13 protein-coding genes are annotated in these 11,086 nt (G+C 58.2%); 1 reads left to right on the top strand and 12 read right to left on the bottom strand.

The genetic code is table 11. The annotated features are described in order from the left end of the window. Positions 1-2 precede the first annotated feature (2 nt). The 9 genes from GOV85_RS19905 to GOV85_RS19865 form a co-directional block, all read right to left on the bottom strand. The gene (locus GOV85_RS19905; RefSeq protein WP_171181572.1) at positions 3-290 is read right to left on the bottom strand and encodes a helix-turn-helix transcriptional regulator; all 288 of its coding nucleotides are present in this window, start codon (positions 288-290) and stop codon (positions 3-5) included. Positions 291-402: 112 nt separating this feature from the next. Continuing rightward, positions 403-1,635 carry a mandelate racemase/muconate lactonizing enzyme family protein gene (locus GOV85_RS19900; protein ID WP_171181491.1) on the bottom strand — a complete coding sequence of 411 codons (1,233 nt, stop codon included), beginning with the start codon at positions 1,633-1,635 and terminating at the stop codon, positions 403-405. Between the two features lie 19 nt (positions 1,636-1,654). Further along, positions 1,655-2,749, bottom strand: coding sequence for a Zn-dependent alcohol dehydrogenase (locus GOV85_RS19895; RefSeq protein WP_171181489.1), 1,095 nt, complete (start codon positions 2,747-2,749; stop codon positions 1,655-1,657). An 82-nt stretch (positions 2,750-2,831) separates the two neighbouring features. Continuing rightward, positions 2,832-4,031, bottom strand: coding sequence for a TCR/Tet family MFS transporter (locus GOV85_RS19890; protein ID WP_171181487.1), 1,200 nt, complete (start codon positions 4,029-4,031; stop codon positions 2,832-2,834). Between the two features lie 96 nt (positions 4,032-4,127). After that, positions 4,128-4,844, bottom strand: coding sequence for an alpha/beta fold hydrolase (locus tag GOV85_RS19885; protein WP_171181485.1), 717 nt, complete (start codon positions 4,842-4,844; stop codon positions 4,128-4,130). A gap of 12 nt (positions 4,845-4,856) precedes the next feature. Next, positions 4,857-5,645, bottom strand: coding sequence for a 3-oxoadipate enol-lactonase (pcaD, locus tag GOV85_RS19880; RefSeq protein ID WP_171181483.1), 789 nt, complete (start codon positions 5,643-5,645; stop codon positions 4,857-4,859). Between the two features lie 61 nt (positions 5,646-5,706). Continuing rightward, positions 5,707-6,681 (bottom strand): threonine/serine dehydratase, encoded by a 975-nt coding sequence (locus tag GOV85_RS19875; RefSeq protein WP_171181481.1) that lies wholly within the window; start codon positions 6,679-6,681, stop codon positions 5,707-5,709. Continuing rightward, a complete protein-coding gene (locus tag GOV85_RS19870; RefSeq protein ID WP_171181479.1) occupies positions 6,678-7,508 on the bottom strand; it encodes an alpha/beta fold hydrolase in 831 nt (276 codons plus the stop codon). Before GOV85_RS19870 ends, GOV85_RS19875 begins: the two co-directional genes overlap by 4 nt. After that, complete coding sequence (locus tag GOV85_RS19865) at positions 7,508-8,194, bottom strand: haloacid dehalogenase type II (RefSeq protein ID WP_171181477.1); 687 nt, start codon at positions 8,192-8,194, stop codon at positions 7,508-7,510. The genes GOV85_RS19870 and GOV85_RS19865 overlap by 1 nt, the downstream gene beginning before the upstream one ends. A gap of 126 nt (positions 8,195-8,320) precedes the next feature. Between GOV85_RS19865 and GOV85_RS19860 the strand changes: the two genes are divergently transcribed. Further along, the gene (locus GOV85_RS19860) at positions 8,321-8,749 is read left to right on the top strand and encodes a peptidylprolyl isomerase (protein WP_171181475.1); all 429 of its coding nucleotides are present in this window, start codon (positions 8,321-8,323) and stop codon (positions 8,747-8,749) included. Between the two features lie 33 nt (positions 8,750-8,782). Here GOV85_RS19860 and GOV85_RS19855 read toward each other — a convergent pair whose 3' ends face one another. Genes GOV85_RS19855 through fabB form a run of 3 tightly spaced genes read right to left on the bottom strand, consistent with a single transcriptional unit; the run spans position 8,783 to position 11,047 of the window. Beyond that, the gene (locus GOV85_RS19855) at positions 8,783-8,962 is read right to left on the bottom strand and encodes a hypothetical protein (protein WP_171181473.1); all 180 of its coding nucleotides are present in this window, start codon (positions 8,960-8,962) and stop codon (positions 8,783-8,785) included. A 58-nt stretch (positions 8,963-9,020) separates the two neighbouring features. Further along, positions 9,021-9,812: an enoyl-ACP reductase gene (locus GOV85_RS19850; RefSeq protein WP_171181471.1), complete on the bottom strand. Its 792-nt coding sequence runs from the start codon at positions 9,810-9,812 to the stop codon at positions 9,021-9,023. A 5-nt stretch (positions 9,813-9,817) separates the two neighbouring features. Further along, positions 9,818-11,047, bottom strand: coding sequence for a beta-ketoacyl-ACP synthase I (gene fabB, locus GOV85_RS19845; RefSeq protein ID WP_171181469.1), 1,230 nt, complete (start codon positions 11,045-11,047; stop codon positions 9,818-9,820). Between the last annotated feature and the right edge of the window lie 39 nt (positions 11,048-11,086).

Genomic DNA, 11,086 nt, shown 5'->3' with positions numbered 1-11,086 from the left:
GATCAGGTGTCTTCTGCGCAGAACAGTTTGTAGAGCAGGCCGATCACTTGTTCCGTGTTCCCATCACGCAAGGAATAGTAGACCGTCTTGCCCTCTCTGCGGGTTGAGACAAGCCCTTCTTCACGCAGGCGGGCCAGCATCTGGCTAACAGCGGCTTGACGCAGCTCAAGCAGATTCTCAAGCTGACCCACGGATTTCTCTCCGTCCCCAAGGTGGCACAGGATCATCAGCCGTCCCTCATGGGCCAGTGTTTTAAGGTAGGCAGCCGCGCGGGCGGCATTGTCTTTCATGTCCGGCAGAGTGTCCGTGCTGCGCGCCTGAGGATCGGTTTCTTTGAGTTCCACGTTGTGACCGTTGTTCCGCTTTTTATCGGAACAATATGCCCTAAACACACTGGTGTTGTCACCCCTCGGTTGCCGGTGCGCCGCCTTGAAAAGCGTTGCCGTTGGCGTAATCGCAGGGGTCCTCCTGCATTTGCAAGTGCAGGTCGCGGCCCTCATAGGGATGCGCGCGGGCCAGGGCTTCGTCAACGTCGATCCCAAGGCCAGGCGCTGTTGGCGCGGTTACGAACCCGTCCTCGACCCGAACAGACCCTTTGATCAGTTGGTCATGGAACGGTGTTTCGATGCTTTCCAGCAACAGCAAATTAGGGATCGACGCAGCCAGATGGATATTAGCCGCCCATTCCACCGGCCCTGCATAGAGATGCGGTGCCATCTGAGCGTTGAAGACCTCAGCCATTGCGGCAACTTTCTTCATCTCCCAGATCCCGCCCGCGCGTCCCAACGCCGGTTGCAGGATTTCCGCGGCCCCGGCGCGCAAAACGGCACCGAATTCGGCCTTGGTTGTCATGCGTTCTCCGGTGGCGACGGGTATGCGGACATTGCGGGCGACGCGAGCCATGTCTTCGATCATGTCCGGCGGCGTGGGTTCTTCGAACCAAAGCGGATGATAAGGTTCCAACGCTTGCCCCAGCCGAATGGCCCCGGCGGTGTTGAATTGACCATGCGTGCCGAATAGCAGATCGGCCTTGTCGCCCACGGCTTCGCGGATCGCCTTGCAGAAAGCGACCGACATGGAAATGTCGCTCATGGCGGGCATGTGGCCTCCCCGGATCGTATAAGGGCCTGCCGGGTCGAATTTGACGGCAGTATAGCCACGCTGCACCATTGCAGCAGCCGTTTCGCCGGCCTGTTCAGGAGAAGTCCAGAAATCAGTCAGATTATGCTGGGGCAGGGGATAAAGATACGTATAGGCACGGATTCGGGCGTTCATTTTTCCACCCAGCAAAGCATAGACGGGGCGGTCGCGATCCTTGCCCAGAATATCCCAGCAGGCGATCTCCAACCCTGAAAACGCGCCCATTACGGTCAGGTCTGGTCGCTGGGTGAAGCCGCTGGAATATGCACGGCGGAACATCAGCTCGATGTTTTCGGGGTTTTCACCCTGCATATGCCGTTCGAACACGTCCTGAATGACATGGCGCATCGCCTCTGGCCCGACGGAGGAGGCATAGCATTCGCCCCAGCCGGTGATGCCAGTATCGGTCGTCACCTTAACCAATACCCAATATCGCCCACCCCAACCCGGCGCCGGTGGGGCGGTGACGATAATGTCGAGATCCTGCAGTTTCATCCCAAATCCTCTCGGTGGGTCAGGTCCTGTCGAACAGGATCACATTGCGCTTGGCTGATCCGGTTTTGGTGTCGGCGATGGCTTCGTTGATCTGATCAAGGGACCAACGACCCGAGATCAACTCGTCCAGCTTCAGCCGCCCTTGTTCGTACAGATCCACCATCCACGGAATATCGCGCTGGATCACCACGTCGCCCATCTTCGACCCAACAACGCCCTGACCCAGAGCCGCCAGAACGACGGGCTCATAACTGGCCATGTCACCCGAATGCGGCATTCCGATCATGATCGCCTTGCCACCACGTCCAAGATAGCGCGGTGCCTGATCATAGGCGGGAATCGCACCAACCGTGATCAGAACCGCATCCGCACCACGCCCGCCTAACGCCTTGTAAGCGGCCTTCCACGGCTGGTCCAAACTGGCCAACACGCCGTGGGTTGCGCCGAATTCCTTGGCGATCTCAAGCTTTTCTTCGGTCATATCCACGGCCACGATTCGCCGCGCGCCTGCAATCCGCGCGCCCTGAATGGCGTTCAGACCAACGCCGCCTGCGCCGATCACCACGACATCCCGACCGGGGCGCAAATCAGCTGCGTTCACAGCAGCTCCAACCCCGGTGATGACCCCGCATGAGAGCAGGCTGGCCAGATCCTTGGGCAGAGTTTCTGGAATTTTGACGATCTGACGGTGGCTCACCACAACCTTTTCGGCAAAGGCACCACAGGCCATGGCCTGTTCGAGTGGACCGCCATCACCGGTCTTCAACGGACCTTTGACCGTATCGTATGGTGTTTCGCAGATTGTCGGTTTTCCGCCCGCACAGCTGGGGCACGTTCCACAGGCACGGATCAGCGTTACAACCACAGGGTCGCCGATTTTGAAATCCCCGGCGGCTTCACCAACGGCGCTGATAACGCCTGCGGCTTCGTGGCCATAAACGGCTGGCAGGAACCCACCCCATGCCCCTTCGGCGTAGGATATGTCCGAATGGCAGATGGCCACGGCGTCTAGTGTTACCTCGACTTCGCCCGTGCCGGGGGGCGCAAGTTGAACTTCTTCGATCACCAAGGGTTCGCCAAAAGCTCGGCAGACTGCGGCTTTGATTGTTTGCATGTTGTCACTCTCTCCCGTTGGGTTCACGGTGGCGCGGGAAATGACGTCTCGCAAGGCGGAAACCGCCATTAGGATGTCGTTGTTACGCAACGACAGGGCGGGACCGGCGAAACAACAAGAAACCTGCCAGCATTAGTACCAGCGCTAATAGAAACGGTGCGCCGGGCAGGTAGAGTGGCGTGTCGGGCCGGATGAACTGCGCGAAAATCGAAGTCATAAGCAAAGGCGAGATCACCATCGACAGCGCGTGCAGCGCCGTCAGAACGCCCTGCAATTCGCCTTGCTGCGAATCGGGCGTGGCCTTGGACATCATGGCCTGAAGAGCAGGTGTGATGACCGCCCCGATGGCAGTTATTGGAATGAGAAGCAGCGCGATGAGGCCGTTGGTGAGGAAGGCCAGAAATGCGAAGCTAATGATCTCAAAACCCATTCCGTAGATGATTGTGCCCCTCTCGCCCAGAAACCGGATGGCAGGCCGGATCAATCCGCCCTGCACAATGGCCATGCCTATACCGTAGACACCCAGGGACAGGCCAATCATCTGTGGCGACCATCCGAATCGCTCGGTCGTGAAATAGGACCAGATAGCGGGGTAGACGTAGATGGATACTGAATACAGGAAATACACCCAAAGCAGCGGCCGGATACCGGGCAAAGAAGCGATGGCGTTCAGCGAATTGAGAGGGTTTGCGCGTTTCAGGCTGAAGGCGCGTCGGGTCTTGTCGGTTACGGTCTCGGGCATCACGAAGAAACCGATGCAAAAGGTCAACGCCGCCAAACCGGCAGCGGCCCAAAACGGCGCGCGCGTGCCGTATTCACTGAGCAATCCGCCAATGACGGGCCCAAGGACGAAGCCCATGCCAAAAGCGGCACCCAGCAGGCCAAAGTTTGCAGCCTTATCCTTGGGCTCGGACACATCCGCCATAAACGCCGCAGCGGTGGCATGCGTGGCAGCAGTTATACCGCCTACGATCCGACCGATCAGCAACAGCCAAATGCTGCCCGCAACAGCCATCACGACATAGTCCAGCGCCATAACAAACAGGGACACCAGAAGGACGGTTCTGCGTCCGTACGCGTCTGACAGGTTTCCAAGTATGGGCCCAAAGATAAACTGCATCGCGGCAAAGGCTGTGCTCAGCACGCCGCCCCAGATCGCTGCATTGGCGAGCGAGCCGCCCTGAACCTCGACGATCAGTTCCGGCATGATCGGCATCACCAGACCGATGCCCATGGCGTCGATCATGACAATGCTGAGGATGAAGAAAAACGGCAGACGCATAGGACCCGGCAAGTGATCTGTTCAACGCACCCTAAGCACAGATGATAACCGAGAAAAGCGAGAGTTGATTGCGGGTCGAATTGCCGTTGCGACAGGTCAGGGCAGTTTGTCTGCCAGTTCTGACAGGATTTGCGCAAGCTCGCGCGGGTGCGAGAAGAACGGGGAATGCGAACTGTCGATGGTGCGGCGCATATCTTCGGGGATAAGGGCGCTCATAGTTGCTTGGTATTCGGGTGGTATAGTGTGATCGTCCGTGGTGCGGATATACGCCTTGGGCACATTGTCGAAATTCGCACCGGTCGGAAGGGGCGTTTCTTGTGGACGAATGGCCTGAGGGCAAAGGCGCGCATAGGCGTAAGGCAGGATGTCGTCGGGGCAATCATGGTAGAACAGCTGGGGAATAGCCTCGGCAGATACAGTGTATGACAGCCCGTCGGTGGATTTTTCGACCGCATGGGCGATGGTCTGCCTTGGGCCAAGCCTGCGCATATCTGCCATGGTCAGGCCGTCTTTGGGCACATAGGCGCACAGATAGATCAGCGCGCGCATGGCATCGGGTTGCGCTTCGGCGGCGGCGCTGATCGGGTAGCCGCCCCAGGAATGGCCAACGAGGATTGTATCTGATGTGCTGGCATGCAGCACGGCGTCGCGGCAACTGTCCAGCGTGACCTCGGCTACGGGCGTGGGGTCCGCACCATGGCTGGGCATGTCGATGGCTTTGGCAGAATGCCCCAGAGTTTCAAGCGCGGGTATCAGGTCGCGCCAGCACCATGCACCGTGGCAAGAGCCGTGGACCAACAGGAAAGACGCCATTGCCGTTCTCCTTCAGATATGTCCGATTTCGGTCAGAAAATCAGTCAGGATCTCTGCATATTCCGCTGGCTTTTCAACGCAGGGCAAATGCCCTGCCCGGCGGATCAGCCGGAACCGGGATCCCGGGATCAGATCGACGGTCTCTCGCACCAGATCGGGGGGCGTCGATCCGTCTTCGCTGCCTGCAATGCCCAAGGTCGGGAGGCGCAGCCCACTCGTTGGGGTATAGAAATCGGTGCCTGCAATGGCCGAGCAGCAGCCCAGATACCCTTCAGCCGGTTGGCCCACCATCATGTCGCGCCAAGGCAGGTGGTTTTGTGCGGCGCGGAAATCACGCGAAAACCAACGTTCCATCGTTGCGTCGGCCAATGCTTCGATCCCGTCCTTGCGCACGGCCTTGATCCGATCCTGCCAGACCGAAGGGGTGGCAATTTTGGCGGCAGTGTTTGATAGAACCAGACCACGAATCTGGTCCATGCGTTTGACGGCAAGCCCTTGTGCAATCATCCCGCCAATGGACAGACCAACGAAGACGCAATCGCGGACCTGCAGGTGATCCAGCAATGCCTCTGCATCGCGTATCAATGCGCCCATCGAATACGGCGCAGGCGGCACCGAGGACCGCCCGTGACCACGTTTGTCGTATCGGATGATGCGCAGCTCTGCTGGCAGATGTGGCAGTACAGCGTACCACAAGTGCAGGTTGGTTCCTAGGGAATTGGCAAAGACTAACGGCGCACCGTCTGTTGGGCCGTCGATGCGGTAATTCAATTTCACGTCGCCCAGATCAGCGATCTTCATGACTGGCTTCCTTGTCGCCATGACCTTTTGGGGTGCAACATGCACATCTTGTGCAGCCCTGTCAGGTCAGGAATTCCAACGCCCTGGAAAATACTGCCGGATCGACATTGCCGCCAGATGCAACAACGATCACGTCATCGCCTTCGATCTGGTCGCCTCGGAACAGGGCCGAGGCCAGAGCCACCGCGCCGCCGGGTTCCAGAACGATCTTGAGGCGCAGAAAGGCCAGGGCCATGGCGCGCAAAGCTTCTTCTTCGGTGACGGATAGGCCCGGACCGCACAGGCGGTTGAGAATCGGAAACGTGATGTCTCCGGGTTGTGGCGTCAGAATGGCGTCGCAGATGTTACCCGAAGCTGCGTTGTTTTTTTCAATCCGTCCTGAGGCCAGCGAGCGTTTGACGTCATCGAACCCCTCTGGCTCACAAGGGCGCGCGCGCAGGTTCGGCGCATGTTTCTCTAGGGCCAGGGCGATGCCCGAGGTCAGGCCGCCCCCGCCGCAACAGACCAGTACGTCTGCCTGAGTGATACCTAAATCCGCGGCCTGACCGGCGATTTCAAGGCCGGTGGTGCCTTGGCCTGCGATAACCAGCGGTTCGTCATAAGGTCGGATCAGGGTCAGTCCGCGCTCCGCCGCGATGGCTTCGCCAATTTCTTCTCGCTTTTCATTCGCACGGTCATAAAGAACAACTTCGGCCCCAAGCGCGCGGGTGTTTTCGATCTTCAACTGTGGGGCGTCCGACGGCATAACGATAACCGAAGAAATGCCGTGCTTTGATGCCGCCATTGCAACGCCTTGTGCGTGGTTGCCCGAGGAATACGCAATCACACCGCGCTGGCGTTCGGCCTCTTTCAGTGCCGAAATGGCCGACCAAGCCCCGCGAAACTTGAAGCTGCCGGTATGTTGCAAACATTCTGGTTTGACCAAAACCCGACGACCGGCAAGCTTGTCGAGAAAGGGCGAAGACAGGATCGGTGTTTTTCGGATGTGTCCGTTTAGCCGTTCTGCTGCGGCCTCGATCATCTCAATTGTGCTCATGCGGCGCTCTTCAATACCTTTTGTATGAGATCCAAGGATTGGGGTTCGTTCAGAAACGGAACATGCCCACGATCAGGAACTTCGGTTGAGATTAGGCCCGGATGGCGGTCGTGCATTTCGGCAACTGTGTCGGCACTCAGAACGTCGGAATTTGCCCCCCGTATTACACCTGTCGGAATCTCGCGCAGGGCTTCAAAGAACATCCACAGATCAGGTGTGGCGCCGCTTGCAGCCTGTTCGATCAGCGCCTTGCGTAGTGCGGGATCGTAGCGTAGCGCCAACCCATCGTCGCGTTTTTCGTACTGAATTTCGGCCTGCATGCGCCAGGTTTCCAGGGAAACGCCGGGGAATTGAGGTTCCATTACCTTTTGCAGAGTCAAAGCGGCCTCATCATAGGTTTGCGCAGTCGGCTGTGCCCCCACATAGGCCATGATCTTGGCGATACCAGACGTTTCAACGACAGGTCCAACATCATTCAGGATCACCCCGGCTAGCCGCTCGGGATGGCTTGCGGCCAGGGCCATGGCGATCAGACCGCCCCGCGAGGTGCCCAGAACAAAAGTCTTCTCGATCCCCAGTACATCCAGCAGTTCGATCGCGTCATGCGATTCACGAAAGATGTTGTAGTTCATGAAGTCGGGATCATAGTCCGAACGACCACGCCCCCTGTAATCCATTGCGATCATGCGCAAGTCAGCCGCATGGGGCGCAAAAAACGAAAAGTCGCGGCTATTTCGGGTCAGGCCAGCCAAACACAAAAGCGGCGTGCCCGTGCCGGTGTCTTCGAAATAGATGCGCATGCCGTCAGTGGTTGTGAAGTCTGACATCAAAGCCCCGCCAGTTTTGGGATCGAAGTCAAATCGGACAGCACATGCGCAGGTGTCCACGGCAGGCGGTCCATCGGTTCGCCAGCCCGATTGACCCAGGCGGTGACAAAGCCGTACCCGCTGGCGCCGGCGGCGTCCCAACCGTTTGAACTGACGAACAACACCTCATCAGGCGCGCAGTTGAACCGTTCCGGTACCAGATCGTAGACCCGGGCATGAGGTTTGAAAACACCAACGCTTTCTACCGACAGAACATCGTCCAGCACATCGCCGATTCCGGCAGATTGCACCGCGCCATTCAGCATTGGCGGCGATCCGTTTGACAGGATTGCCGTTTGCATCCCGCCCTCCTTGAGGGCCTTCAACATGTCGGGCACTTCGGGATAGGCCTGTAACTCCCAATACAAATCAAGCAGGCGTTGGCGCAGCCTTGGGTCGCCTTGCAGGTCAGTGGCGTCTAACGCCCAATCCAACCCGTCCTGTGTCACGTCCCAGAAATCGGCATGTGCATTGGCTACGGCGCGCAGCCATGTGTACTGCAATTGCTTGAGACGCCAATGACCCGCAACCGTGGGCCATTTGTCTTTGAGGGCCTCAAATCCCGGTTCGTCCGCAGCTTGGCGGGCTGCTGCTGCAACGTCAAAAAGTGTTCCGTAAGCGTCGAAGACACAGGTGGTGATCGGCATATGATCCTCCTCTGATCGCGCGCAGGTTGGCACAACAATGAGGGGGGTGAAAGAGCCAAGGGTTTACAAGATCGTATCAGGCCCTAGGGTTGGCCGCTCAATCCTGTAAAACGGCCGGAGGCCACGATGACCGAAATCAAAAAAGGCGACACGGTTCGCATCCACTACACCGGGACGCTGCTGGACGGCCAAACCTTTGACAGCTCAGAGGGGCGCGATCCGTTGGAGTTTGTGGTCGGATCTGGCCAGATAATTCCCGGCTTGGACAGCGCCATGCCCGGCCTGTCCTTAGGGGACAAAAAACGGGTCGAGATTGCTTGCGTGGATGCCTATGGCCCCATTAATCCGGCGATGCGTCAGGAAATTCCGCGCGAAGGCATTCCCGATGACATCCCGCTTGAGCCCGGAACGCAGTTGCAAATGCAGGCTCCGGATGGCCAGGCCGTGCAGGTGACAGTGGTGGGCGCAGACGAGGCGACCGTGACGTTGGACGCTAACCATCCATTGGCGGGTCAGGATCTGGTTTTTGAAATTGAGGTCGTCTCGATCAACTGATGTTCAGTTCGGGCTGGTTTTCCGGCCCGGGATTTACCCGATCAACGTTTCGATCGCCGTACGGACTTGCGGTTGAGTAAAGAAGATAAACGCCAACAGCATACATGTCAGCGTCAACAAAAGGACTCGGGCCCTTTGGCTGAGGAAACCGGGCTTTCTTCGACCGGCTGTTGTGCGCGCATTGTTCGCAATGATTTGATCTAGCTTGCTCATATCAGTTTCCTGCCGCCCAAAGATGGTGAAAACTTGGCGGCGGCAGGGAAAGATATAGTCACATAAAGTCAGGCTGCGGCATGCCCAGAACGTGGAAGCCACCATCAACGCGGATAATCTCGCCCGAGGTGCAGGACCCTGCATCCGAAGTCAGGTAGACAGCGGTTCCACCCACAGCCTCAAGCGTTGCATTTGCCCGCATCGGAGCGTTTTGGTCGCAGAACTTGTAGGTCTTGCGCGCGCCGCCGATGGCCGCACCGGCGAGGGTTTTCATCGGCCCAGGTGAAATCGCGTTCACGCGAATGCCGTCTGGCCCAAGGTCATTGGCCAGATAGCGGGTTGCTGATTCCAGAGCCGCCTTGGCTACACCCATGACGTTGTAATTCGGAACAACACGGTTTGATCCCTGATAGGTCAGGGTCAAAAGTGAACCGCCATTGTCCTTCATCAGCGGGTAGGCGCGCCGCGCCACTTCGATGAAGGAATAGGCCGACACATCCATTGAGTGTTTGAAATTTGCCCGCGTGGTGTTCAGGAAACGGCCCGTCAGTTCGGATTTGTCCGAATAGGCGATGGCGTGGACGACAAAGTCGATGGTTGGCCAGCGCTGGGCCAGTTCATCAAATGCGCGGTCCAGCGATTCGTCATCGGTAACATCCGCATCGACCATAAAATCGCTGCCGAGGCTTTGGGCTAAGGGCTCCAGCCGCTTGCCGAACGCTTCGCCCTGGTAGGTGAATGCCAGTTCGGCACCAGCCTCGTGCATGGCTTTGGCAATGCCCCACGCGATTGAGCGGTCATTGGCCACGCCCATGATCAGGCCGCGTTTACCTTTTAGAAGATCCGACATCACTTTCACCCATTATACTTTGACAGAATCATGGACCCGTTGGTGCCGCCAAAGCCGAAGCTGTTGGTCATGACACTGTCCAATCCTGCGTTTTCAACCACTTCGGTCGCAATTTCACCGGGCAGGATGCCCTCGGCAAGCGTGTCGACGTTGATCGACGGCGTTATGAAATCATTGTCCAGCATCAGCAGGCAGAAGATCGCTTCAAGAGCGCCTGCTGCACCTTGGGCGTGCCCGGTCATCGACTTGGTCGACGAAATCGGTGGCACGTTGCCTTCGCCAAAGATACGGCGCACGGCCTCAACCTCACCCACATCACCAACTGGGGTCGAGGTGCCATGGGCGTTGATGTAGTCCACTTTGCGGCCCTCGGGAAGGGTGCCCAGAGCCAGTCGCATGGCGCGTTCGCCGCCTTCGCCGGACGGAGCCACCATGTCATGGCCATCCGAAGTGGCCGCGTATCCGGTGACTTCGGCATAGATCTTTGCGCCGCGTGCCAGTGCATGCTCCAGCTCTTCCAGAACAACGATGCCGCCGCCGCCGGAAATCACGAAACCGTCGCGGTTTTCGTCAAACGCGCGCGAGGCTTTCTCGGGCGTGTCATTGTATTTCGAGGACATTGCGCCCATGGCGTCGAACAGGCAGGAGAGCGTCCAGTCCAGTTCCTCGCCGCCGCCTGCAAACATCACGTCTTGTTTGCCAAGCATGATTTGTTCTGCAGCGTTGCCGATGCAATGCAGCGAGGTCGAGCAGGCGGATGTGATCGAGTAGTTGATGCCCTTGATCTTGAACGCCGTTGCCAAGTTTGCTGATATTGTCGAGCACATGCATTTCGGCACGGCAAACGGCCCGATCCTCTTGGTCGCGCCGTTTTTCAGAACCGTCTGATGTGCCGTCAGCATGGCGCTGGTGGATGGCCCGCCAGAGCCCGCCACCAGACCGGTGCGTGGGTTCACCACCTGATCTTCACCCAGGCCGGAATCAGCAATCGCCTGGCTCATGGCGATATGGGCATAGGCCGCGCCGGGGCCCATAAAGCGCAGGGTGCGTTTGTCTACATGCTCGGCCACGTCGATTTTGAGCGTCCCGGCGATCTGGCTGCGAAAACCATGTTCGACCATCTGCTCGTTGGCCTCGATCCCGGATTTGCCTGATTTAAGCGAGGCCAGAACCTCTTCGGCATTGTTCCCGATGGAGGAGACAACCCCCAGACCGGTGACGACGACGCGACGCATAAGCGTACTCCTGTATTTCGTTTTCTGTGACGTGTCCGA

It is taken from the genome of Ruegeria sp. HKCCA4633, assembly GCF_013034605.1.
Classification (GTDB): Bacteria; Pseudomonadota; Alphaproteobacteria; order Rhodobacterales; family Rhodobacteraceae; genus Ruegeria.
The sequence above is the reverse complement of the archived record's forward strand: the minus strand, read 5'-3'. Positions and strand labels throughout refer to the sequence as shown.

Coding starts and splice junctions, on each gene's coding strand:
- GOV85_RS19905 (WP_171181572.1), bottom strand. CDS start 290: ATGAAAGACAATGCCGCCCGCGCGGCTGCCTACCTTAAAACACTGGCC.
- GOV85_RS19900 (WP_171181491.1), bottom strand. CDS start 1,635: ATGAAACTGCAGGATCTCGACATTATCGTCACCGCCCCACCGGCGCCG.
- GOV85_RS19895 (WP_171181489.1), bottom strand. CDS start 2,749: ATGCAAACAATCAAAGCCGCAGTCTGCCGAGCTTTTGGCGAACCCTTG.
- GOV85_RS19890 (WP_171181487.1), bottom strand. CDS start 4,031: ATGCGTCTGCCGTTTTTCTTCATCCTCAGCATTGTCATGATCGACGCC.
- GOV85_RS19885 (WP_171181485.1), bottom strand. CDS start 4,844: ATGGCGTCTTTCCTGTTGGTCCACGGCTCTTGCCACGGTGCATGGTGC.
- pcaD (WP_171181483.1), bottom strand. CDS start 5,645: ATGAAGATCGCTGATCTGGGCGACGTGAAATTGAATTACCGCATCGAC.
- GOV85_RS19875 (WP_171181481.1), bottom strand. CDS start 6,681: ATGAGCACAATTGAGATGATCGAGGCCGCAGCAGAACGGCTAAACGGA.
- GOV85_RS19870 (WP_171181479.1), bottom strand. CDS start 7,508: ATGTCAGACTTCACAACCACTGACGGCATGCGCATCTATTTCGAAGAC.
- GOV85_RS19865 (WP_171181477.1), bottom strand. CDS start 8,194: ATGCCGATCACCACCTGTGTCTTCGACGCTTACGGAACACTTTTTGAC.
- GOV85_RS19860 (WP_171181475.1), top strand. CDS start 8,321: ATGACCGAAATCAAAAAAGGCGACACGGTTCGCATCCACTACACCGGG.
- GOV85_RS19855 (WP_171181473.1), bottom strand. CDS start 8,962: ATGAGCAAGCTAGATCAAATCATTGCGAACAATGCGCGCACAACAGCC.
- GOV85_RS19850 (WP_171181471.1), bottom strand. CDS start 9,812: ATGTCGGATCTTCTAAAAGGTAAACGCGGCCTGATCATGGGCGTGGCC.
- fabB (WP_171181469.1), bottom strand. CDS start 11,047: ATGCGTCGCGTCGTCGTCACCGGTCTGGGGGTTGTCTCCTCCATCGGG.